Below are 22,426 nucleotides of genomic sequence, written 5' to 3'. Positions count from 1 at the left end.
GCATTATAGCGCCGGGTGCTTCGGTTCGGATATCATGGGAAGGAGAATCCCCAGGGAAAGGCTCCAATGGCCGCAGAAAAACACAACGAGGCATACGCACGGCGCTATGGGCGCTGGACGGAGGCGCTGCGAAGGCGGCCGTGGGCGCCCCCTTTGCTGGGTGCGGTGAACCGGGGTATCGTCTGGGTGTTTTACGGGGCTTATGGCGTGTTGCTTTTGGGGGCGTGCGTGACGAGCCCTTGGAAGCTTATCGCGCTTGCGGGCGTGCCGGCGGCGGGGTTTGCGCTGGTGAGCCGGTTCCGCGCGCGCCTCAACGCGCCGCGGCCCTATGAGTGCTGCAATGTGGTTCCGCTCATCGCGCGCGACGGTGCGGGCGCGTCGTTTCCCAGTCGCCATGCCTTCTCGGCTGCCGCCATTGCGACGAGCTGGTTTGCGGCCAGCGCTCCGGTGGCCGTGGCGCTGCTGGCGGCGACGGGCGTGCTCGCAGGCTGCCGCGTTCTCGGGGGCGTGCATTTTCCCCGCGATGTGGCGGCCGGTGTCGTTTTGGGCATGGTTGTAGGGGCTGTGGCGGCGGCAGGTTCGCTTTTGCTGCCGTAAGGCTGTGTGCGGAAGCCCCGCGCGTCATCGCCTAGCCGCGGCGCGTTTGGTCGACGAGGTCGATGACCTCTTGCTTGCTGTGAACGCCGAGCTTGGCGTAGATGTTGCGCACGTGCATCTTCACCGTGTTGCGGGAGAGCACGAACTTCTCCTCCATGAAAGCCAGGTCGCGCCCTTGGGCCAGCTGCTCGAGCACCTCGGTCTCGCGCGGGGTGAGGGAGAACGACTCGGCGATGGTGCGGCAGGGCACTTCCCAGTAGTCGGCCTCGACGGCGAGCGCCGCCGCGGCGTGGGCGCCGGCAGGGGCGGTGCCGTCCGTTGCACTGGGGCCGCCGACGGAGCCGTTGTCTTCTGCCGCGTTGTTGGCGTCCTCGGCGGCCTCTGAGGCCGGAGAGCTGCCGCGGGAGAAAACCAGCAGGATAACGACGTACACGAATACGATGGCCAGCGACGCCGCTTGGAACGCCTGGGGGTGGGAGGCGGTTGCCGCGGCGGCACCTGCGGCCACCAGCGCGCCGGCCAGGTGCCCGAATACGGCCACGAGGCGCGCCCCGGCGGCGGCCCGCAGCTGGCGATGGCGCGTGCGCACGATATCCAGGGAGATGAGCCAGATGAGAATCTCGAACAGGATGGTTCCGACATCGGCCAAGACCGAGCTCGCGCCCGGCGCGGCCAAATCTATCACCGGCCCGAGCAGGAAGGCGGCGCAGACGCAGACGACGGCCGCCTCGAACAGGGAGCGGGTGCCCAGCACTGGCAAACAGCGCACCGCCGCGGCCACGGCGACGAGCACGATGAGCGCCGCCGCCGACCCGATGGAGTTGCCCGGCGAGGCCCCAGTGCGCAGGTAGCCGAGCATAAGTCCCGTGGCGGCAATGCACAGAAGCGCTTTCGCCAGCTCACCGCGGCGCGACCAAAGCGCGACGGGGAATGTCTGCGACTCGTCGTCCTGCTGGTGCGCCGTCGCGGCCGCGGCAGTACTCGCGTTCTGCAGCGCCCCTTCGTTGCCCATGGCCAACTCGGCCTGCATGCGCCGGACAAGGATCACGGCTATGATGCAGCCGCCCGCCTGACAGATAACGCCCAGGGCCAAGGCCGCCGCCCCGGGCACAGCGGCGCCCTCCATCACTGCGCGCATTAGGTACTCGATGAAGAAGGCGCCCGCCATCCCCAGGGCCGCCGTCTTGCCGGCGCGCACCGGAGGCATGGCCGCGAACAGCAGCAGTGTGGCGATGGTAAGGGGCGGCCCCACGCACTTCACCAGGAAGACGAAGGCCATCAGAGGCCCTTTCCCACTTGAGGAGCAGACGACAAGCCCCGCAGAACCTGCGACGAGGCAGGCCGCGCCCAAGGCGAGCGCCACGATAAGGGCCCTAAGCACGCGGGATCGGTGGGTGTCGGCGCGTTCGCTCCCGCGCAGAGCCGCGCAGGCCACCAAAAAGGCGAGCAGATAGGCCGTAAGGGACAGAAGGCGAATGGAGAGATAGCCCTCGGGCAGCGGCGCCAAGGCGAGCATCGCGTAGTCGCACGTCCAGGCTCCCAAGAACATGAGAATGAGGCAGCATGCCGCCGGCAGCGGGGCGTATGCCGCGTCGGGCCGTTTGAGGACTGCGTCGGCCACGGCCCCTCCCCTCTGTTCGTCGTTTTCGCGAAATCCCAGTATAGCGCATCGTTTTCGACCTTCACACCTCTTTTGGGTGGGAAGGCGGACGCTTTCGAAAACACCCATGGCGGGCGTGGGTGCACGATGAGCGCCACGGTAAGGTTTCCTTGCCCTGCAGAGGTGGGGCGCAAGAGCCGGCACGGAAAAGGGAGGGCCGGCGCCAAGCCAAGGAGGGATCCTCAATGAGCAACATCGTGAAGAAGACTGAGACCGCTTTTGCCGCCCCCGCGCTGCGCCTGTCACGCCGCAGCTTTGTGGCGGGCGCGAGTGCCCTGGGCGCCCTGGCGGCGCTGGGCGTGACCGGATGCGCCCCGCAGAGCGGTCCGAAGGCCGCGGATTCCGGCGAGGAAGGCGAGACCGAGGACTTCGACGCGGTTATCGTCGGCACCGGCGGTGCGGGCCTTTCCGCGGCCATCGCGGCCTACGACCAAGGTCTGACCAACATCGTTATTTTGGAGAAGATGGCCGTCACCGGCGGCAACACCAACTACTCGTCCAGCGGCATGAACGCCTCGGAGACCAAGTTCCAGAAGGAACAGGGCATCGAGGACAGCAACGCGCTGTTCGCCCAGGAGACGCTGGACGGCGGGCACAACACCGGCGACGAGGAGCTCGTGACGTTCATGTGCGACAATTCCGCCGGCGCCATCGACTGGCTGGACAGCCTGGGCATCAAGCTGGACAACATCACGCTCACCGGCGGCATGTCCGTTACCCGCTGCCACCGCCCCACCGACGGCTCGGCCGTGGGCCTGACGCTGGTGCCGGGGCTCGTGGCCGCCGCCGAAGAGCGCGGCATTCCGCTGCGCATGAACTGCGAGGCCAAGGAGCTCGTGGTGAACGACGGCGCTGTTGAGGGCATCAAGGTTGAGGAGAAGGGCAAGCCCAAGACGCTGAACGCCCGCGCGGTCATTCTGGCCACCGGCGGTCTGGGCGCCAACCAGGAGATGGTGACGAAGTACCGTCCCGACCTGGCCGGCTACGTGACCACCAACCAGCCGGGCGCCACGGGTGATGGCTACCTCATGGCCGAGGCTGTGGGCGCCGAGCTCGTGCAGATGGACCAGATTCAGATTCACCCGACGGTCGAGCAGGAGACCTCCACGCTCGTGGCCGAGGGCGTGCGCGGCGGCGGCGCCATCCTGGTGAACGCCGAGGGCAACCGCTTCTTCGACGAGATGTCCACCCGCGACAAGGTGTCGGCGGCCGAGCAGGAGCAGCCCGGCGGCTTCGCCTGGTGCGTGTTCGACCAGCAGGTGTACGACAACAACAAGGCCATCGCGAAGTACGACAAGGCCGGCATCGTGGTGACTGGCGACGACATCGCCGACCTGGCCTCGCAGATCGAGGTGGATCCGGCAGCGCTTCAGGCCACCGTGGATGCCTACAACGCCATCACCACCGACGGTGCCACCGACGAGTTCGGCCGCACCGAGGGCTGCATCGCCTTCGCGCCGGGTGCCATGTACGCCATCAAGGTGGCCCCCGGTATTCACCATGCCATGGGCGGCATCCGCATCAACGCGAGCAACCAGGTGCTCGACGCCGACGGCAACCCCATCCCCGGCCTGTACGCGGCCGGCGAGGTGACCGGCGGCATCCACGGCAACAACCGCATCGGCGGCAATGCCGTGTGCGACATCGAGGTGTTCGGCAAGAACGTCGGCGAAGTGGTGGCCGCCGCGTTGGCCTAGCGCCGGTCTGCTGCTACCTACGGGAGCCCGGGGACCCTCCCCTGCCCGGGCTCCGCTTTCAACGAGCGGGATGTCGCGCAGGCATCCCGCTTTTGCGTGGGCGCATGATGGCCCAAGTAAGCGTTCTAAGACTTTGACCTGGGGTTTGCAACCAGCGGGCGCCTGAAAGTTGCGAAAATTGATTCCGGAAGTTGGTAGAATGCACCTTGTGCGACGGATAAAGTTTGACTCGTTGATTCCGTCCTATTACTGAAGAAAGCAGACTACCATGAGCTTCCGCGAAAACCTTCAATATCTGCGTGCCACTCACGCTATGACCCAAGAGCAGCTGGCTCTCATGCTGGGGGTGAGCCGCCAGTCGGTCACCAAGTGGGAGGCCGAGCGCTCCTATCCTGAAATGGACAAGCTGCTGAAGATGTGCCAGATCTTCGACTGCACCTTGGACGACCTCGTTCAAGGCGACCTTACTACCAAGGTTCCCTCGTCGGCCGTGCAGGCTCGGGCCTCTGCCCTGCGCGCCGCTGCTGGCGGGCCCCCTCAAGACGTGTGCGGCTACGACGAGCACATGCGCTCCTTTGCGTGGAAGATTTCCTGGGGCGTGCTCGCCATCCTCGTCGGTGTGGCGCTGCTTATTGCCATCGAAGGCTGGGCCGAAGCGAAGGCGCCCACGCTCGAGGCCCTGGGTCTCATTCCCTTGTTCGCGGGCATTGCCATCGGGGTGGCTTTCATCCTTGTGGCCGCCTTCCAGCATACGGAATTCCAGCGCAGCCATCCCTATATCCAGGACTTCTACACTGCTGAAGATCGCCAACGTACCCAGCGAATGTTCGCTTGGTTGCTGGTGGCGGGCATCGCGCTTATCTTCGCAGGCATCGTGGCGGTGGGGCTTACCGACGGCATGGACGAGCTCACGCAGATGGAGATGACGGCCGTCATGATGGGCTGCATTGCGGCAGGCGCCTGGTGCATCGTGTACGGTTCCATAATGCTGGGCCGCTTGAGCATTGCCAACTACAACGATGCCCGCGAGCAGGCGCTCGCCGAAAGCGACGAGGGTAAAGTTATCGTCGGCTCCGATGCTGCCGCGCTGCGCACCCTGTACACCGACGAGCAGATTTGCGAGCTACTTGGCGTGACCGAGGCCAGCGATGCGGAAATCGAGCGTGCTCGGGCCCGCATCGAGCGCAAGCGCCGCAAGGACCAGATAACGAGCGGCCTGTGCGGCATCGTTATGATCGCGGCCACCATTGCCGGCCTGGTTATGCTTTTCGTTCCCGGCTACCAGACGCCGTTCTTCTGGCTGGCATGGGCGGTCGGCGGCCTTCTGTGCGCGGTCGTTGCCATTGCCGTGGGCACCTTCGTCAAGGACCAGCCGAGCCGCTGACTAGCGCGAGGCATGCCTTACAGCGCTTCGGCGATGACCTCGGCCAGGCGCTTGATGCCGTCGCGGATGGTTTCCTCGTCAGCGTTGGTGAAGTTCAGACGCATGGTGCTGTGCTTGCCGGGCTCGGCGTAGAAGGGGTCGCCCGGCACGAAGGCCACGTTGCGCTCGAGGGCCTTGTCGAACAGGTCCATGGTGGAGATGCCCTCGGGCAGGGTTGCCCACAGGAACATGCCGCCCTCAGGCTTGGTGAACGACACGCCCTCGGGGAAGTATTCCTCCATGGCATCGGTCATGGCCGCCGCCTGGGTGCGGTACAGTTCGCGAATCTTCACCAGGTGTTCGTCCAAATCGTGATGGGTCAGGTAGTCCAGAATGACGAACTGCGAGAACACGTTGGTGTGCAGGTCGGCGGCCTCTTTGGCGGTGTTGAGCTTCTTCAGCAGCTCGTGGTCTTTCGTGAGCAGGTACCCCATGCGGAAGCCCGGGGTGACCGTCTTCGAAAACGAGCCCATGATCACGCCGTGAGGCAGGGCCGTACCGCCGATGTAGGGCAGCGACTCGCCTTCGAAGCGCAGCTCGCCGTAGGGGTCGTCTTCCACCACGACGATGTTGCGGTCGGCCAGCGCCTCGCGCACCTGGCGGCGACCCTCGGCGGAGTAGGTGAGGCCCGTGGGGTTCTGGAAATTCGGGATGAGGTAAATCATCTTCGCGCCGGCGTCCAAAGCGGCGTTCAGCTCGTCGATGTTCAGGCCGTCTTCGGTAAGCTCTACTTCGCGGAACACCGGCTGGTGCAGCGCGAAGGCCTGAATGGCGGCCAGGTAGGTGGGCTTCTCCACGATGACGCCGTCGCCCTTATCCAGAAGCACCTTGCCCAAAAGGTCGAGCACCTGCTGCGAGCCGGTGGTGATGAGCACGTCGTCGGCCACGTAATCGGTGCCGAAGCGCTTGTTGTAGCGGTTGGCGATCCACGCGCGCAGCCCCGCAAGGCCGGCTGTGGCGGAGTACTGGAAGGCCTCGGCGCCATGCTCGCTCACTACGCGCTGCATCGACTCCAGCAGATCTTCCTGGGGGAAGGAGATGGGGTTCGGCAGACCGCCGGCGAAGGAGGTGACGTTCGGGTCGGAGGCCGCCTTCAAGATAGCGCGAACGAACGACGGCGGGGTGTTGGTGATGCCGTCGGAAAGAAGTTCGTCGATGGGAAAGTCGCCGGTCGCTTCAAAGGTTTCGGCCGCGATGGTCTCTTGGGTCATGGGGTTGCCTCCGCTCGGTTGGAAAGCGCTTCGTCGGTGCGTTGCGTTCAAAGTTATCGTGCGCCTCCATTGTTCCACTAACCTGCCCCCACGCAACCGTTATTTCGGCTTACGTGTTGAACCCCTCCGCAAGAGCGGTCATCACGCAGACAGAAAGGCTCATCGAGCGGCTTTTGCGCTCTGTGGAGCCTCTTTGCTCATGAAAAAGGAAAAAGTGGCTTGGAATTCACGATTCTTTGACCAATTTGTCCCGATACAAGGCTGCGTGTAATACGCGACCTGGGGAAATGGGCGATAAAACCACACTGCATCCCTCTATTTCGCGAATCGAGGTCAAAGAATCGTGAATTCCAAGCCACTTTTCGCGATTGTGCCACGGTTCCATGGGCCAGGTGCAAATTCTCGCGATAACGCCAAGGTTCTAGGGGCCAAGTGCAAGTGAATCCAAGTGAATCCAAGTGAATCCAATGCTATGATGCGCTCATGTGCGGACGGTGCGTCATATTAACTTTCGACGAAGTGCTGGATGTGATTCGGCGCATCGAGGCCTATGCGCCCATAGGTCCCGAAGCGGACTGGCCTGCGCGCCGACCTCCCCAAGCGCCCGAGGCATTTCCGAACAGTCTGGTTCCTGTCATCGTGCCCACCTTCGACACGGCCCGTCCCTTCGGTGTCTTCGCGCCCGGTTCCCTTGAGGCGCTCAGCTTCGCTTGGGGATTCGAAGAGTCGTGGAAGCCGGGCGTGGTGTTCAACGCGCGTATTGAAAGTGCCGCGAAGCCCACATGGCGCGAGTCCATGGAGCATCGCCGTTGCGTCATTCCCGTTACGAGCTTCTTCGAGACCCACGAAAGCGAGAAGGTGCCCTCGCCGCGCACCGGGCGCCCCGTTAAGCGGCCCTATCGCTTCGAAGTTCCCGGTGAGAGCATTGTGCTTATCGGGGGAATTTGGCGCGATGGCCGCTTCTCCATGGTGACCACCGAGGCCAACGCTGACATGGCGCCCATTCATCACCGCATGCCGCTTGTGCTGCGTCAGGACGAGCTGCCGGTGTGGCTCGGGCCCGATTACGCCCGCTTGGCCGATCGCTCCGCCATTCCCCTGAATGCGGAACCTGCCGACGCGGGCAGCAAGGCGTCCGGGTCGGCAGGCGATGAGCTTGGCCAGCAATCGCTGTTCTAGGGGGTTTCTCGTTGGCTCGGCAGCTTTTAGGGACGGGCTTTGAAGTCTTCGGGCTTTTTGGCTGTCGGCGGCGCGCCGTTCCTCGCGCTCGCCCATCAGCTGCGCGGCACCGTGTTTTGGACAGGAGTCTGTGGGCTAGAACCGTTCCTTGTGCACTTTGGCGAGCAGGGCTTCTTCGAAGGGGCGGGACTCGGCGGGGGATTCGGGCATGCCGAGGGAGAGGATGGCCTCGAGCTGGTACGGTGCCGGGAAGCCCAGCAGGTTCGCGACGAAGTCGTGGGTGGACCGACCGTCGGCGGCCTTGCGCATGCGGCCCTGAATCCAGCAGCTTCCCACCCCGGACGCGGCGGCTTCCAAGTGCATGTTCGCCACGACGATGGAGCAGTCCTCTACCCAGGTATCGGACTGCGTCGGATCGGCCACGACAACAATAGCGGCATCGGCGCCTGCGAGCATGGAAGCGCCCTGCTCGCGGCACTCGACCAGCGCGTCCAGCATGGTGCGGTCGCGCACCACAATGAGCTCCCACGGGCGGCGCGAACGCCCCGAAGCCGACCGCAATCCGGCTTCCACAACGCGGTCGAGCAGCGCCTGCGGAATCGGCTCGCCGGCGTAGCGGCGCAGGCTGCGGCGGCGCGCCATGGCGTCAAGCACGTCCACGCCGCTTTGAGGCGCGAACTCGGCCTTGTTCGGCAGAATTTCCAGCCAGCAGCCATCGGGGTCTTCGATGAAGTACAGTCCCATAGTCTCGTTCACGTGGCAGATGCAGCCCATTTCCTCGTGTACCGCGCGGGCAGCCTCGTAGTCGTCCACGGTGAAAGCCAGGTGCGAGTCTCGGCCGCCGTTGTCGTAGGGCTCGGTGCGCCCGCGGTTCCACGTGAGCTCCAGCTGGAAACCCGAGGCGCTATCGCCCATGAACACGTTGGTCCACGAGCCGTCTTCGGGCCCTATGCGGCGAATCACCGACATCCCCAGCGCCTTTTCGTAGAAGGCGATTGACTTCTCCAGATCCAGCACATGTAGACAGCGATGAATAGCTTTTCCGTTCATGATGTTCCTTTCCGAGAAATGCTCCGAAGGTCTCGATAGTTTCGCCGAAGCGTAGCACAAGCCGGTGTGCGCGGGGGCGACACGCGGCCGCTGCGGCCCGAAGCTGCCGTTCGGTTTCAGTAGCGCGCACAGGGGTAATGCTCGGTCGTTGCGGCCTGAAGCCACTGTTCGGTTTCAGCGTGCAAGCCAGCGCGTGCGGGGGTAATGCGCGGCCGTTGCGGTTTCAGATTTGGAAAAGGTGCATACGAGACTTCAGGTTTGGAAAAGGTGTTTTTTTGGAATATCGAGCTCCCTTTTGGCGGCCGCGCTGTTGAAAAAGCACATTTTCCAAATCTTCGGCTTTCGGCTCGTCTGACGCGAAAAAGCTCTTAGAAGAAACCCCAGTTCAAGCAAGCGATGTCATTGATGACAGAGAACGAAAGGCACGGTTGTGCCTCATAGGATTTGGAATAAGTGCTTTTTTGGAACGGCTCTTTTGGAAAAGGTGCTTTTTTGTCACCAGCGGAGTACAGATTCTGCTGGCATGAGCCATTAAAGCACATATTCCAAAAACCGGAGAACGGTGCCGGGTATAGGGCTCCTCTCTTGAGGCGTCTCCCCTTCGTTTCTCGCTCCCCGGCGCTTCTCTTCCTGCTTGCGCGTCTCGCCCCCTATGCCCCCTGCGCGTCTCGTCCTCGCCCCCCTTGCGCTTCTCTTTCTGCTTGTGCGTCTTGCCCTCTACGCGCCTACGCTTCTCACCTCTCACTACAGCGCTGATCGTCTTTAGCTACGGCCCCAATCGCATCGCCAGTTGCCAAAGAGGGGGCACTCAGCGACAATAGGCCCTCAAGCTTAAAGCCTTCCAAACGCTCTTCGCCGAACGGAAACGGGGAGCAAACCCGGTCAGAAAAGAGAACCAGTCATGACCACCGACAGTCGCAAGCAGATGAAGGAAGCCTACCGCGAGCGCCGGCCCGAAATGGGCGTGCTGTACTTCCGCTGCACGGTGACGGGCGAGACCTTCCTCATGACCGCAACCGACATTCCCGCGAAGTTCAACCGCTTGCGCTTCCAGCTGGCCGACGGGCTGTGCCCCAACAAGCGCCTGCAGGAGCTGTGGAAGCAGCACGGCGAGGGGGCCTTCGAAACCGGCACCGCGAAGGCGCTGAAGTACGACGACCCCGCCGCCGACCATACCGAAGACTTGGAACTGCTGCTGGAGCTCTGCCTGCTGGACGATCCCGCCGCCCAGCGCCTCTGGAAGTAGTCCCCTCCCGCAGCACGCTGCCGCTTCGACCGATCAGCTGTCCAGCCCTTGCAGCAACGCCAACGCATTTGCCACCCACTCGGTAGCGGCTTCCAAACGGTAGTCGGTGAACCCCGCTTCGGCAAGGAGGGAACGAATAGCGCACGCGTCCAAGTCGAGATTCAGCAGATCGCCGAAGCGCACGCCCTTGACGGCAATGTCGCAGGCGTGGTCCCAATAGGTGCCCGCATAGCCAAACGTTGTGGCGAAGGCTCGCGGGTCGGTGGCGGCCTTCCGCGCGAATTCCTCAGTGTCCTCGTAGAACAGGCTGCGACCATTGTCGTAGAGCGGGTAGAACGACTCGCCTTGTTCGGTTACAAGCACAGCGATATTCGAAAGATGCCGATCATCTTGGCGCATGATGAAATCGAAGGCAATCATGCGGTAGAAGTCGTCGGCGTACTGGGGGCGCACCGCCAGCAGGTTCTCGAGCTCGTTTTCTCCGCGCGGGCCGTCGAACAGCCGGCGCATGTGAACCAAGTGCTCACATGTGAAATCATATTCGAAAGCGCTGAACACCGCGCTGTCGTCGAAGCGCCAGGCGCGACAGCAAGGAACATCGAGCGCTTTGGCCAGAAGCGCGGCCGCCACCTCCGACTCAACATCGGTGGAAAGGGGGCTGATGCGCTGCTTCACGATACCGTATGCGCCGTGGCTCGCTCCGTAGCGCTTTACGTTGGCGCCCTCGGGCGTATCAACACTGTCGCCTACCGCATCGATGCACTGGAGGAAGATGGTGTCGAAGACCTCGGTAGCCGTGTCGGTCATGCGATCTTCGGCGTTGTGGGCCATCCAAAGCTCGTCGCGCGGGTTGATGGCGTGAGTCACATCGGCGATTTTGAACGTGTCGTATTCCGAAAGTCCGCAGCGGAACAAGAGCCGCTCGATATCGCGGCGGCTCGGACTCATGATGCGCTCAGAGAGAAACTGGAGGAACTGCTCGGGCGACCAGCTTGTTTGTCCGTGGGTGTAAAGGCCGACAGCGGTGTTGAAGCGCGGCTCGATAAACTGCACCGAGAAGTCGCGCGCGACGAGTCCGACGACGGCGTCGTTCCACTTGAGATATCGAAAGGCGGCTTTCATAGCGGGCTCGTTTCGCTCGGGCTTTTCCGCACACGACTTGGCGGCGTCTCTTCCGCAGCCAGGAACACCCGCTCCAACAAAAACGACCCTGCCAGTGGGCAGGGCCGCGAAGATTCATGGAGCGGGCGACGGGACTCGAACCCGCGAATACAAGCTTGGGAAGCTTGGGCCTTACCACTTGGCGACGCCCGCATGCGTGAAGGGAATTATAGCGCACCTTTTCGCTCTCGGGAAGAAACACACATTCCGCAGGCGCATCGCCCATGGCTCAGCGGCGAAGGCAAGCAGCGCCCCGCTGCGGTGCGTTGCCAACAAATCTACCTCCCCGGCATGAACAGCTTCAGCAGCTTCAACTTGCTTTCGTCGAACGGCGGGTTGCGGATGCCGGTTTCAATGAGGGTCGATTTCCTCATGGTGGACTGGTAGTGGGTGAAGGCATCGAAGCCCACCTTGCCGTGGTAGGCGCCGATACCGGAGTTCTGCACGCCGCCGAAACCCATGCGGTTGCTGCTCGCGTGGATGACCACGTCGTTGATGGTGGCCCCGCCACAGCGGACTGCCCTGAGGATGCGCTGCTGGAAATCGCGACTTTGGGAGAAGACGTAGCACGCTAGCGGGTGCTTGATGGACCGCACGATGGCGAGCGCCTCGTCGAGGTCGCGCCAGGTGATGATGGGCAGCGCCGGCCCGAAGATTTCCTGGCTCATGAGCGGGTCGTCGATGGTCACGCCGGTTACGGCTGTCGGCTCAATCTGCAGCGTGTCGGCATTGCGGCCTCCGCCGAAGGCGATTCGCGTTCCCTCGGGGCGCTCGTCGATGAGCTTGCAGACCATGTCGTAGTGCCTCTGGTTGATCATGCGCGGGTAATCGGGGCTCGCCAGCACGTCGGCGCCGTAGTACTTGTGCACCCACGCTTCCAGCTCTTCCACGAACTGGTCCGCTACGTCCTCGTGCACGAGCACGTAGTCGGGGCCGACGCAGGTCTGCCCCGCGTTCAGGCATTTTCCCCAGGCGATGCGCTGGCCGGCGCGGCGGATGTCGGCATCGGCGGCGATGAGCACGGGGCTCTTCCCGCCCAGCTCCAGGGTGACGCTCGTGAGGTTCTGCGCCGCCGCGGCCATAATCTCCTTGCCCACGCGCGGACTGCCGGTGAACAAAATCTTGTCGAATTCCACTTGCAGCAGCCAGTCGTTCATTTCACTGGATCCGCGCCAGCAGTAGACGTAGCGCGGGTCGAACAGCTCGCGGCACAGGGTGCGCAGAAACGCCGAAGTATGGGGCGAGGCCTTTGAGGGCTTCAGTGCCACGCAGTTGCCGGCACCGATGGCGTCGACGAGGGGGACGAGCGAGAGCTGCAACGGGTAGTTCCACGGCGAGAGCACCGCTGCCACGCCGTAGGGGCGGGGGTATACCGTGGAGGTGGACGGGAAGTGCGCCAGCGAGGTGGGCACGCGGCGCGGGCGCGCCCAGCGGCGCAGCTTCTTCAGGTAGAGGCGAATCTCGTCGTAGACCAGACCGAGTTCGGTGGCATAGGCTTCGAAGGCAGACTTGCCTAGGTCGGCACGGAGGGCGTCCAGCGCCTCGCGCTCGTGGGCAACCAGGTAATCCTGCAAGCGTCGCAGCTGGCGCAAGCGGAACGCGACGGGCAAGGTGACGCCTGTTTCGAAGAAAGCCTGCATCTCGTTTACCTGGTTCTGGACGTCGGCCACCGAGGTGGCCACGCCGTAATCGCCGGCCGCGGGGGCGGCTGTCGCGCCAGCGTCGGAGGTTCTGGGAACGGAGGCGTTGGCGCCGGCGGCGTTGGGGTTGTCGAGTGTCTGGCTCATGGGAAATCCCTTTCTTGGAATCGTGAGCTTAACCTATCAGTAAGGCGGCTGTTTCCCCGTTGAGAGGGAGTAACCGTTACAATGATGTGGCCCTCAAAAGCACGAAAGGAACCATGCCTTATGGCTGCAACGAAACTTACGCCGCCCTTCCAAACCTTTATCTTCGATTTGGACGGAACGCTGCTCGATACGCTGGACGACCTGGCGGTGCTCACCAACGACGTGCTCGCCGAGTTCGATATGCCGACGCACACGCGCGAGGAGATTAACTCCTACGTGGGCAATGGCGCGAAAGCGCTTATCTATCAGGCCGTGCCCGAGGGCACACCTCAGGATGTGGCCGACGCGGCCCTCGCCCGTTGGAAAGAGGCCTACGACCTGTATCCGAACGACCTGACGCACCCCTATCCGGGCATCGAGGATATGCTTGCCGAGCTGCGTCGTCGCGGCTGCAAACTGGGGGTGCTCTCCAACAAGTTCGACCGTGGCGTGCAGTTCTCCATGAATAAGTACCTGCCCGGTGCGGTGGATGTGCAGCATGGGGAAGATATCCCGAACGGGTTCATTCGCAAACCCGACCCGCATGGGCTGCTCACGGTTATCGAAGAGCTGGGCAGTACGCCCGCGCGCACGGTGTACGTTGGCGACTCGCCGGGAGACATTCACGTTGCCCGCAATGCCGGCTGCTATGCGGTGGGCGTGACGTGGGGCTACCACGATCCGAGCGACTTTGTTGCCGAGGGTTGGGAGCCCGACGTGTTGGCCGACGATCCCGAGCAGATTCTCGCCCTCGCGCCCGAGGCTGTGTAGCTGCGCTGTGAGTCGTCGGACGAAGTCAATATTTCTTTGGGCGCTGGTCGTGCTCTGGGCGGCGGTCATCTTCTTCATGTCGGCCCACGCGGGAAGCGACTTCGATGGCACGGGTCCCCTGGCTGCGATAAAGCGGTGGCTCGTGGGACTGGTCGCTCCGGTGTTTGGTCCCGAAACCGACATCGTGAACGTAGCGGCTCACTTCACGGAATACCTCGTCTTCGGCGTGCTGCTTTTCCTTGCGGCGCACCAGACCTGGCCCAACGCGAAGACCGTGCAGCTTGCGCTCATCGCCATTGCTCTTGCGAGCCTTTATGCCGTAACCGACGAGTTCCACCAGTCCTTCGTCCCCGGTCGCCTGTGCGACCCCGCCGACTGGCTTACCGACACGTTGGGCGCCGCCTTGGGTGCCAGCGCGGCGGCGACGCTGTCCAGCGCAAGTTTATCCTCTCATTTGCGCGTTTTCCGCGATTGTTAGACATTCTCTCTTCGCGGCTGCCGATTGCCGCCATCACCAGGTTGCTGTGACCTGGGATTTCTTTCAGGAAACAAGGCGGCCTTCACTCGCCGAGCCGCCTTCGACGCTTTCAAACGTCTAACAATCGCGCAATTTCTGCAAATATCGCAGAAAAACATGATGCGTCAGGCTAGCTCGCGGCTCCAGTCTTCCACGTCGCTTCCGTAGACGATGGCAACGAGCTCTTGCTGCGAGTTGATGTCCAGCTTGTGAAAGATGTGCGCGGTATGGGTGCGCACCGTCCCCTCCGAAATAGTGAGAAGCTGGCAAATCGAAGTTTTCGTGCGGCCCTGGGCAAGAAGGTTGAGCACTTCTGCCTCTCGTTTGGTGAGGCCGTACTCCTGGGCGAGCAGCGCACAGCGCCGCGCAAGCATGAGCGAGAGCCCGATGCTGTTCGCCTCCACGGGAATGGTGCGATCTCCCTCCACGGCGTACTCGTTCAGCTCGTCGCTGTCCGCCATAGCAGGAGTGCTCTTCTCGTACAGCAAGCGCGGGTGAACCGAGACAATGAACACGAGTCCGCAGATGAGCGAGATGAGAACGAATATCGCCAGATCGCTGTTGGCCTCAATGGAGGAAATCCACAGGAGCGAGAAGATGCTGTAGGCGAGCATGCCCACGCCCGCCGGGCGGTAGGGAGACCCTTCAAGCTGCTGCATGGCCTGAACGATCATCACCCAGAACAAGATATGGGAGAAGTACTCCACGCCGGTCATCAGGGCGTCCACGAAAAGCGTTCCCGAGCTCAGCAGGGTGTTCGCGTACAGTGAAATCACGAGCGAGCACGAAATGAGCAGGAAGGGAATTTGAAAGCGGTAGCTGATAGGCTTGTTATCGCTGTGGCGCAGCGAGAGCGAGCACACTACGGCAAAGGAGCACGAGAGCAGGTTGAACCACAGGGAAGCCCCAAGGCGTTCCGAGTCATAGTCGGGGCGCGTTGCCCCCCAGGTCCCTACGCTGCTCATGGCGCCCATGGCGAGAACGGCGACGCCTGCTACGGCGATGAGGGCCAGAAAGTGCGTGCGAGCGGCTCCTTCCAGGGGCTTGGTCTGGACGCCCGATGGGTGCTGGGGCTTGACGCAAAGCAGTACTGCCAAAGGAAGGAGGGGAGCCGCGCAGCAGATGAGCAGCTGCACGCCACCCAATGCCAGCGATCCGAAGACGGCGCCGAGAAGCTGCTCGGCAATTTGCGCGCCGATGATGGCCGGCACCACGAGAGGGGCTTCCACAGACTGGGCGATGCGAACGTAGAGCGCGGCGTCTACCCACATGTAGCTAATCCCGAGGAAAAGCGATGCTCCTGCTCCAAGGACGATTGGCGGAACGAGCGTCTGGTTGAACGACAGGGCAAGGCTTAGGGTGCCGAAAGCCATGATAAGCGTCATGACGATGGTGAGAGGGAAGACGCTTCTTTCGAAGAAGGCAGGCATCAGCATAAGGCATGCGGCAATAACGACGCGGCCCACATAAAAGGCGAACCGGGTGTCTTCGAATGCGGCATCGAGGCTCCCATAGGCAGAAAAGGCGCCGGAATATCCCACCAAGTTGAACCAGATGCCAATGGCAACGAGGGAGAGCCCCAGCAAAAAGGGGTTGCGAAGCGACATGAGGGCACCTCCTTCGACATGGCTATTCGGTAGAAGAAGTATAGCTGAAACCCAGATAGATGCCCCATCATCCGAATCGTATGATATCCGCGATTCCGAAAATATCTGATGCGCCAGCGGATGCCGGTCTCGGTCTCGCTTCGCTATGGTTCTCGTCGCCAGGCGTTCGGCGAACGCAGAGGCGATGTGAGAAGAGAGAAAAAGAAGGAGAGAGTTCATGGCTGAGAAAACTATGGCCAAGGGGCTGACCCGGCGCGCCTTCCTCAAAAGCACCGGAGCTGCCGTGGGAGCAGCCAGCACCTGTGGCATGCTCGGTGCCTTGGCAGGTTGCGCGCCTCAGGGGGACGCTGAGAAGAGCGGGGAAGGCGAGAGCCTGTCTGCGACCGGTTCCGAGACCCTCCACTTCGCAGGTTCCTGCCGCGGCAACTGCAACCAGGGCTGCTTCCTCGATTTGCATGTGCGCGACGGCAAGCTCGTGCGCGTGACCAATGGCGAGTTCCTCGATCCGCAGTACAACCGCATCTGCTTTAAGGGCATGTCACTTCCCCAGCGCGTTTACAACCCCGACCGCATCAAGTACCCCATGCGTCGCGTGGGCGAGCGCGGCAGCGGCGAGTGGGAGCGCATTTCCTGGGACGAGGCCATCGCCACCATCACCGACAAGTGGAAGGCCGACATCGAGAAGTACGGCAACCAGTCCATCGGTTGGTATACGGCTGCGGGCAACAGCGGCGTGGCCCTCACCATTGCCCTCGGCCGCCTTCAGGGGCTTATCGGCGGCGTGCAGATCGCCTACGACGTGGACAACGAGTTCAACAAGGGCATGCTCGAGAGCCTTGGACGCTTCAAGAAGGTGTTTAACGGCAACGATCCTTCCGACTATGTGAACGCCAAGACGATTATCTTCATCGGCAGCAACTTCACCGACAGCCGCTACCAGGAATGGCACTGGGTGCATGAGGCTCAGGAGAAAGGCTGCAAGCTCATCGTGGTCGATCCGAAGTTCAGCGGCACGGCTGCCAAGGCGGACATCTGGGTTCCCATTCGCCCCGCCACCGACCCCATCCTGTTCATGGCCATGGGCAACATCATTATCGAGAAGGGCTGGACTGACGAGGAGTTCCTGAAGACCAACACCGTGGCCCCCTTCCTGGTGAAGGAAGAAGACCAGACGTTCTTGCGCAAATCCGACCTGGACGCGACGGTCGGGGAAGAGGACGACGACCTGATTGTCATCGACGCCGCCACCAAAGAGCCCGTGGCTTCGAAGGAATGCGCCGACCCGATGCTCACCGGAACCTACGAGGTGGAGGGCTTCAAGGTAACCACCGGCTATGACCTCTATGTTGAGGCGATTGCCCCCTACACGAAGGAGTACGCGGCGGAGGCCTGCAATGTGCCCGTCGAGATGATCGACGAAATCACCGAGGTGTACTGCACTAATACACCCAGCAGCCTTTACCAGGGCCTGGGCCACGAGCATCGCCAGAATGCGCACAAGGCTTACCTGGCCTCCAATGCTCTTGCCATGCTGACCGGCAACATCGGCAAGTCGGGCGCGAGCGCCGGCTTCTACCGCCCGCGCGGTACCTACAACGTGCCGGACATTCTGCCCGTGGAGGGCAGCGAGCCCATCGGCGAGCTGGTGGAGATTTCCTCCAGCGAAATGGTGAAGTTCTTCGAGACCGGCGATTATGCTGGCGAGAAAATTCCGCTGAAGAACCTGCTGGTCATGTCGGGCGATTGGTTCCACACCCATGGCAACCGCCAGGCTCTCATCAAGGCCATCGACAGCCTCGAGATGCTCGTCGTCATCGACTTCCAGATGAACGACACCACCCGCTATGCCGACATTCTGCTTCCCTGCACCGACTGGTTCGAAGAGATGGACGTGCAAGGTTGGAAGACGCTCTATCCCTTCCTCCTCATGCAGGACAAGGCTATCGATCCGCTCTACGAAGCCAAGAGCGATTGCGAGATTGCCAAGCTGCTCATCCATGCCATGGGGTATCCCGAGTGGTGGGATTGGACCCAGGAGGAGATGCTTGAGGCCGCCTACGGCACCGAGATGTGGAACGACCTCAAGGAGAACAAGTGCGTGTGGGCCCCCTACCATGTGGAGAACGACTACCACTACATTTACGGTGAGGACGGCGTGTGGGGCACCGACACGACCAAGCTCAACCTGTACGTCGAGAAGCCCATCCGTGGTGGCAGCGACGCTATTCCGTGCAAGGAAAACGATCTGAGCTGGCAGCATGTGCCCGGATTCCGACCGCCCCACGAGGCTTGGAACCAGACGGCCGCCGGATTCGAGAAGAACCCGCTTGCCGACAAGTACCCGCTCTCCCTCATGCAGGAGCATGCGAAGTACGGAACCCAGACCCAGTTCAGCCACGTGCCGAATCTTCGCGAGCTTGATCCCGAGCCTAGTGTGTTCATCTCTCCGGCCGATGCCGAGGCCCGCGGCATCGAAGAGGGAGACGAGGTTCGCGTCTTCAACGACCGCGGTGAGACGGTGGTGCGAGCCCGCATTCACAACGGTATGCCCCAAGGCCTGGCCAGCATGCCCAACGGCTTTACGGCAGACCAGTACATCAGTGGCAGCATCTGCGATGTCATGAACGATGAGGACAGCGCCGCGTGCCCCAACTTCAACATCAACGACCAGCTGGTCGAAATCGAGAAGCACTAAAGGAGCGATGAGCTATGCAATATGGAATGGTAGTAGATCTGCGGGGCTGCATCGGTTGCCATGCGTGCTCCATGGCCTGCAAGATGGCGAACAACCTTCCGGTTGATGTGTGGTACAACGATGTGCAGACCGAAGGCGGAAACAGCCGTGACACCCCGTCGGGCGAGTACCCCAACAACGCCATGCGCTTCTTCCCCGTGTCGTGCCAGCATTGCGACGAGCCGGCCTGTGCCGCCGTCTGTCCGACGGGTGCCACGTGGAAGGACGAGGAAACCGGCATCGTTCATCAGGATCTTGATGTGTGCATCGGATGCCAGTCCTGCGTCAATGCTTGCCCCTACGAAGGCGTACGCACCTTCGTGGAGGATCCGAAGTTCGCCATGGACGCTACGTTCGGCGTGGAAACGGCGCCGGCCCATAAGGCCAACGTCGTAGAGAAGTGCAACTTCTGCGCGCCTCTGGTGGAGAAGGGCGAAGTGCCGGCTTGCATGGAGTTCTGCATTGGCCGCGCCCGCTTCTGGGGCGATCTGGACGATCCCGAGTCCGAGGTGGCGAAGCTTGTCGCCTCGCGCGAGTACATCCAGCTTCTTCCCGAAGAGGGAACGGGCCCGAACGCCTATTACCTGGTGTAGAAAACGAGACCTATACCCGAAGCAGATCCCTCCCTCTGCTTCACCCCAAGGGCGCACCTGCACGGTGCGCCCTTCTTTTTGCTTGATTGCGTCTCAGAAAACCCGAACGTGCGAGTTGCGGGGCCCAAAAACAAAGGGAGCGCCTTGGGCGCTCCCGGTATCTACGGTGCTGCAGGGTTATTCCGCATCCCCATACCCGTCGGGGTTTTGGGACTGCCAGCGCCAGCCGTCTTCGCACATGCGGGCCATATCGTACTCGGCCACCCAGCCGAGCTCGTCGCGGGCTTTGCTTGCGTCGGCGTAGCACTCGGCGATGTCGCCGGGGCGGCGGTCCATGATCTCGTAGGGAATCTCGTGGCCGCAGGCTGCTTCGAAGGCGTGAATCACGTCGAGCACCGAAGAGCCGTTGCCCGTGCCCAGGTTGAAGATGCCTACGCCGCGGCGCGAGCCGTCCTCAGCGGGTTCGCCGGCCAGCGACCCAAGCCCGATGGGCTCGCCGGTGCCCACGCGCCCGGCCATCCAATCGAGGGCGGCCACGTGTCCGCGGGCCAGGTCCACTACGTGGATGTAGTCGCGCACGCCCGTGCCGTCGGGGGTGGGGTAGTCGTCGCCGAACACGCCCACGCGCTCGAGCTTGCCTACGGCCACTTGGGCCACGTAGGGCAGCAGGTTGTTCGGAATGCCCTTCGGGTCCTCACCGATGGTGCCGCTTACGTGGGCGCCGATGGGGTTGAAGTAGCGCAGCAGCACGACGTTCCACTCGTTGTCGCCCACGTACAGGTCCGTGAGGATCTGCTCCAGCATGCTCTTGGTCTGGCCGTAGGGGTTCGTGGCGTTGTGCTTGGGGCACGCCTCGGTGATGGGCACGAACTCCGGGTCGCCGTAAACCGTGGCGCTCGACGAGAACACGATGTTCTTGCAGCCGTGCTCGCGCGCCACTTCGGCGAGCACCAGGGTGCCGGCGATATTGTTCCAGTAGTATTCCAGCGGCTTGGCCACGCTTTCGCCCACGGCCTTGAAGCCGGCGAAGTGAATGATGACATCCACCGGGTGCATGGTGAAGATGGTCTCCAGCGCTGCGCGGTCGAGGATGTTCGCCTCGTAGAAGGTAAGGGACGGGCCGGACGTGACATCGATGAGTTCGGCGCCGGCGACAGTTGCCGCGGCCTCGGCCAGCTCTTCGGAGGCCACATCGGCGAACACGGGCTCCACCCCGGCAATCTTGCCCACGCGGCGCACGGCCTCGCGGCTGGAATTGCTCAGGTCGTCCACGATAACCACCTGGTAACCGCGCTCGAGCAGCTCCACCACCGTGTGGCTGCCGATGAACCCGGCGCCCCCCGTCACCAGCACGCAGGTCTGCGCGGGGTCTTTCGCCAACAGTGCATTCGCCATAGCAGTCTCCTTCGAGGGGCATCAAAAGCATTTTCTATACCCAGTATGGTACCAGCCTAGGGCTTGCTGCGCGAAAAATGGCTTCAAAAACGCGATTCTTTGACCGAAACAAGTCGAAGAAGGCGCTTCTGTCATACGCGACCTGGGAAAACGTTGGACAAGCGACACTGAACTCACCGCAGAGGGGCCGAAATGGTCAAAGGACCGTGATTTTCAAGCCAAAAACTCGCTTCGAAGAAGCATCAACTATAATCAGCGCAGTAGAAACTGCCGACAGGGTTCCGTTCTTCACGTAAGCAGCCCTGCCGTTTTTGCGAGCCCAAGAACTGGAAGGAACGCATCATGGCTGACATTCATTTCGGAACCGATGGCTGGCGCGCCATTATCGGGGAGGATTTCACGCCCGACAACTTGAACCGCGTCATCGCGGCGGCGGCGCGCATCTTCAAGGAGGAGGCCGTGGCCGCGGGGCGCGACGCTGATGCTCCGGGTACGCTCATCGTCGGTCACGATTGCCGTCAGGATGCCCACGCCTACGCCGAGCTGGCCGCCCAGGTGGCCGCAGGCGAGGGCTTCAACGTGCTGCTCACGGAAGACTACTGCCCCACGCCCACCCTGTGCTGGTCGGTGGCGCACAACGACGATGCTGTGGGCGGCATTATGCTCACGAGCTCCCATAACCCTGCCGAGTATCTGGGCGTGAAGCTGCGCATGGCCGACGGCGGCGCGAGCCCCGCCGAGTTCACCGACCGTGTGGAGGCGGTGCTGCCGCCCGAGCCCACCGACGTGCTCGGCCTCTTCCAAACGGCCGACCTCATGACCGACTACCTGGCCGCCCTGCGCGAGCTGGTCGATGTGGAGGCCATCCGCGCTGCGGGGCTTTGCGTGGTGTGCGACCCGCTTTACGGTGCCGGCCGTCACTACCTGGCCGACCTCCTGCGCGACATGGGCGTGGAAGTGGTGGAAATTCACAACGGGGAAGACCCCACGTTCGCGGGACTGCATCCCGAGCCCATCCAGCCTTGGGTGGACGAGGGCCTCGCCAAGGTGGGCGAGCTCGGCTATGACGCGCTGTTCATCAACGATGGCGACGCCGATCGCATTGCCGCTGGCGATTCCCGCGGCAACTACGTGAACGCCCACCGCATCATCACGCTGCTCACCAAGCACATGGTCGATCGCGGCGAGACGGGCCGCGTGGTGTCCACGGTGACCGCATCGGCCATGCTCGACCGCATGTGCCGCAAGCTGGGGCTCGAACTGGTCAGCACGCCGGTCGGATTTAAGTGGATCTACGGCGAGATGGAGAAGGGCGGCGTGATGATCGGCGGCGAGGAGTCCGGCGGTATTGGGCTTCCCGGGCACGTAAAAGAGCGCGACGGCCTGCTCATGGCGCTGCTGCTCACCGAGTGCATGGCCCAGTCCGGCAAGGACCTCGGCACGCTGGTGGACGAGATGCTGGAAGACATCGGGCGTTTGGAATTCGCTCGCCGCGGCCTTTCCATCACTCCCGAGCAGATGGAGCGCTTCCGCGCAGAAACGGTGCCGAACTACACGGCCGATGCGGTGGCCGACAAGCGCGTTATCGACGTGGACCGCCGCGACGGCGTGAAGCTCTTGCTGGAGGGTGATGCCTGGGTCATGATGCGTCCCTCCGGCACCGAGCCTCTGGTGCGCATCTACGCCGAAGCCGCCACCACCGAGGAGGTAAACGCCCTGCTCGACGCCGCCGAAGCGGTGGTGACGAGCCTTTAAGCTA

17 protein-coding genes and 1 tRNA gene are annotated in these 22,426 nt (G+C 62.6%); 10 read left to right on the top strand and 8 right to left on the bottom strand.

Going from position 1 to position 22,426, the window contains the following annotated elements; all coding sequences use genetic code 11:
• The first annotated feature begins 66 nt into the window (after positions 1-66).
• Positions 67-597: a phosphatase PAP2 family protein gene (locus VJ923_RS02445; protein WP_326438185.1), complete on the top strand. Its 531-nt coding sequence runs from the start codon at positions 67-69 to the stop codon at positions 595-597.
• Between the two features lie 31 nt (positions 598-628).
• Here VJ923_RS02445 and VJ923_RS02440 read toward each other — a convergent pair whose 3' ends face one another.
• A complete protein-coding gene (locus tag VJ923_RS02440; protein ID WP_326438183.1) occupies positions 629-2,218 on the bottom strand; it encodes a helix-turn-helix transcriptional regulator in 1,590 nt (529 codons plus the stop codon).
• A gap of 224 nt (positions 2,219-2,442) precedes the next feature.
• On the opposite strand from VJ923_RS02440, the gene VJ923_RS02435 reads away from it, so the two are divergent.
• Both VJ923_RS02435 and VJ923_RS02430 read left to right on the top strand, forming a co-directional pair.
• Positions 2,443-3,954 carry a flavocytochrome c gene (locus tag VJ923_RS02435; protein ID WP_326438181.1) on the top strand — a complete coding sequence of 504 codons (1,512 nt, stop codon included), beginning with the start codon at positions 2,443-2,445 and terminating at the stop codon, positions 3,952-3,954.
• A 268-nt stretch (positions 3,955-4,222) separates the two neighbouring features.
• On the top strand, positions 4,223-5,338 hold the full coding sequence (locus VJ923_RS02430) for a helix-turn-helix transcriptional regulator (protein WP_326438179.1): 1,116 nt from the start codon (positions 4,223-4,225) through the stop codon (positions 5,336-5,338).
• 17 nt (positions 5,339-5,355) lie between these two features.
• On the opposite strand, the gene VJ923_RS02425 is transcribed toward VJ923_RS02430, so the two are convergent.
• Entirely contained in the window at positions 5,356-6,588 is a 1,233-nt protein-coding gene (locus tag VJ923_RS02425) for an aminotransferase-like domain-containing protein (RefSeq protein ID WP_326438177.1), read from the bottom strand.
• Positions 6,589-7,071: 483 nt separating this feature from the next.
• Here VJ923_RS02425 and VJ923_RS02420 point away from each other — a divergent pair, with 483 nt between their 5' ends.
• Positions 7,072-7,767 (top strand): SOS response-associated peptidase, encoded by a 696-nt coding sequence (locus tag VJ923_RS02420; protein WP_326438175.1) that lies wholly within the window; start codon positions 7,072-7,074, stop codon positions 7,765-7,767.
• Between the two features lie 135 nt (positions 7,768-7,902).
• On the opposite strand, the gene VJ923_RS12305 is transcribed toward VJ923_RS02420, so the two are convergent.
• A complete protein-coding gene (locus VJ923_RS12305) occupies positions 7,903-8,817 on the bottom strand; it encodes a nitroreductase family protein (protein ID WP_326438173.1) in 915 nt (304 codons plus the stop codon).
• 901 nt (positions 8,818-9,718) lie between these two features.
• Here VJ923_RS12305 and VJ923_RS02410 point away from each other — a divergent pair.
• The gene (locus VJ923_RS02410; protein WP_326438171.1) at positions 9,719-10,063 is read left to right on the top strand and encodes a GIY-YIG nuclease family protein; all 345 of its coding nucleotides are present in this window, start codon (positions 9,719-9,721) and stop codon (positions 10,061-10,063) included.
• A gap of 33 nt (positions 10,064-10,096) precedes the next feature.
• Here the strand turns inward: VJ923_RS02410 and VJ923_RS02405 are convergent, their stop codons facing one another.
• From VJ923_RS02405 to VJ923_RS02395, 3 genes are all read right to left on the bottom strand, one after another.
• The gene (locus tag VJ923_RS02405) at positions 10,097-11,185 is read right to left on the bottom strand and encodes a HipA domain-containing protein (RefSeq protein WP_326438169.1); all 1,089 of its coding nucleotides are present in this window, start codon (positions 11,183-11,185) and stop codon (positions 10,097-10,099) included.
• 117 nt (positions 11,186-11,302) lie between these two features.
• Positions 11,303-11,377: transfer RNA gene (locus VJ923_RS02400), tRNA-Gly, on the bottom strand.
• A 125-nt stretch (positions 11,378-11,502) separates the two neighbouring features.
• Entirely contained in the window at positions 11,503-13,011 is a 1,509-nt protein-coding gene (locus VJ923_RS02395) for an aldehyde dehydrogenase family protein (protein ID WP_326438167.1), read from the bottom strand.
• Between the two features lie 120 nt (positions 13,012-13,131).
• Between VJ923_RS02395 and VJ923_RS02390 the strand changes: the two genes are divergently transcribed.
• Positions 13,132-13,821, top strand: coding sequence for an HAD family hydrolase (locus VJ923_RS02390; RefSeq protein ID WP_326438165.1), 690 nt, complete (start codon positions 13,132-13,134; stop codon positions 13,819-13,821).
• A gap of 49 nt (positions 13,822-13,870) precedes the next feature.
• Positions 13,871-14,299 (top strand): VanZ family protein, encoded by a 429-nt coding sequence (locus tag VJ923_RS02385; RefSeq protein ID WP_326438163.1) that lies wholly within the window; start codon positions 13,871-13,873, stop codon positions 14,297-14,299.
• Positions 14,300-14,463: 164 nt separating this feature from the next.
• Here the strand turns inward: VJ923_RS02385 and VJ923_RS02380 are convergent, their stop codons facing one another.
• Entirely contained in the window at positions 14,464-15,945 is a 1,482-nt protein-coding gene (locus VJ923_RS02380; RefSeq protein ID WP_326438162.1) for a helix-turn-helix transcriptional regulator, read from the bottom strand.
• A 217-nt stretch (positions 15,946-16,162) separates the two neighbouring features.
• Here VJ923_RS02380 and VJ923_RS02375 point away from each other — a divergent pair, with 217 nt between their 5' ends.
• A complete protein-coding gene (locus VJ923_RS02375; RefSeq protein WP_326438160.1) occupies positions 16,163-18,640 on the top strand; it encodes a molybdopterin-dependent oxidoreductase in 2,478 nt (825 codons plus the stop codon).
• A 14-nt stretch (positions 18,641-18,654) separates the two neighbouring features.
• Entirely contained in the window at positions 18,655-19,272 is a 618-nt protein-coding gene (locus VJ923_RS02370; RefSeq protein ID WP_326438158.1) for a 4Fe-4S dicluster domain-containing protein, read from the top strand.
• A gap of 177 nt (positions 19,273-19,449) precedes the next feature.
• On the opposite strand, the gene galE is transcribed toward VJ923_RS02370, so the two are convergent.
• Positions 19,450-20,667: a UDP-glucose 4-epimerase GalE gene (gene galE, locus VJ923_RS02365; protein ID WP_326438155.1), complete on the bottom strand. Its 1,218-nt coding sequence runs from the start codon at positions 20,665-20,667 to the stop codon at positions 19,450-19,452.
• A 342-nt stretch (positions 20,668-21,009) separates the two neighbouring features.
• Here galE and VJ923_RS02360 point away from each other — a divergent pair, with 342 nt between their 5' ends.
• Positions 21,010-22,422, top strand: a complete 1,413-nt coding sequence (locus VJ923_RS02360) for a phosphohexomutase domain-containing protein (protein ID WP_326438153.1) — start codon at positions 21,010-21,012, stop codon at positions 22,420-22,422.
• The last annotated feature ends 4 nt before the right edge of the window (positions 22,423-22,426 follow it).

It is taken from the genome of Adlercreutzia shanghongiae, from assembly GCF_035830635.1.
GTDB lineage: Bacteria > Actinomycetota > Coriobacteriia > Coriobacteriales > Eggerthellaceae > Adlercreutzia > Adlercreutzia shanghongiae.
Note: the sequence above shows the minus strand (reverse complement) of the source record. Positions and strands in the feature narration are given on the sequence as shown.

What these genes read in the sequence shown, in the direction of transcription:
- VJ923_RS02405 (WP_326438169.1), bottom strand. Translation starts at nt 11,185, where the DNA reads ATGAAAGCCGCCTTTCGATATCTCAAGTGGAACGACGCCGTCGTCGGA.
- VJ923_RS02410 (WP_326438171.1), top strand. Translation starts at nt 9,719, where the DNA reads ATGACCACCGACAGTCGCAAGCAGATGAAGGAAGCCTACCGCGAGCGC.
- VJ923_RS02435 (WP_326438181.1), top strand. Translation starts at nt 2,443, where the DNA reads ATGAGCAACATCGTGAAGAAGACTGAGACCGCTTTTGCCGCCCCCGCG.
- VJ923_RS02380 (WP_326438162.1), bottom strand. Translation starts at nt 15,945, where the DNA reads ATGTCGCTTCGCAACCCCTTTTTGCTGGGGCTCTCCCTCGTTGCCATT.
- galE (WP_326438155.1), bottom strand. Translation starts at nt 20,667, where the DNA reads ATGGCGAATGCACTGTTGGCGAAAGACCCCGCGCAGACCTGCGTGCTG.
- VJ923_RS02360 (WP_326438153.1), top strand. Translation starts at nt 21,010, where the DNA reads ATGGCTGACATTCATTTCGGAACCGATGGCTGGCGCGCCATTATCGGG.
- VJ923_RS02375 (WP_326438160.1), top strand. Translation starts at nt 16,163, where the DNA reads ATGGCTGAGAAAACTATGGCCAAGGGGCTGACCCGGCGCGCCTTCCTC.
- VJ923_RS02390 (WP_326438165.1), top strand. Translation starts at nt 13,132, where the DNA reads ATGGCTGCAACGAAACTTACGCCGCCCTTCCAAACCTTTATCTTCGAT.
- VJ923_RS12305 (WP_326438173.1), bottom strand. Translation starts at nt 8,817, where the DNA reads ATGAACGGAAAAGCTATTCATCGCTGTCTACATGTGCTGGATCTGGAG.
- VJ923_RS02420 (WP_326438175.1), top strand. Translation starts at nt 7,072, where the DNA reads ATGTGCGGACGGTGCGTCATATTAACTTTCGACGAAGTGCTGGATGTG.
- VJ923_RS02370 (WP_326438158.1), top strand. Translation starts at nt 18,655, where the DNA reads ATGCAATATGGAATGGTAGTAGATCTGCGGGGCTGCATCGGTTGCCAT.
- VJ923_RS02425 (WP_326438177.1), bottom strand. Translation starts at nt 6,588, where the DNA reads ATGACCCAAGAGACCATCGCGGCCGAAACCTTTGAAGCGACCGGCGAC.
- VJ923_RS02445 (WP_326438185.1), top strand. Translation starts at nt 67, where the DNA reads ATGGCCGCAGAAAAACACAACGAGGCATACGCACGGCGCTATGGGCGC.
- VJ923_RS02395 (WP_326438167.1), bottom strand. Translation starts at nt 13,011, where the DNA reads ATGAGCCAGACACTCGACAACCCCAACGCCGCCGGCGCCAACGCCTCC.
- VJ923_RS02430 (WP_326438179.1), top strand. Translation starts at nt 4,223, where the DNA reads ATGAGCTTCCGCGAAAACCTTCAATATCTGCGTGCCACTCACGCTATG.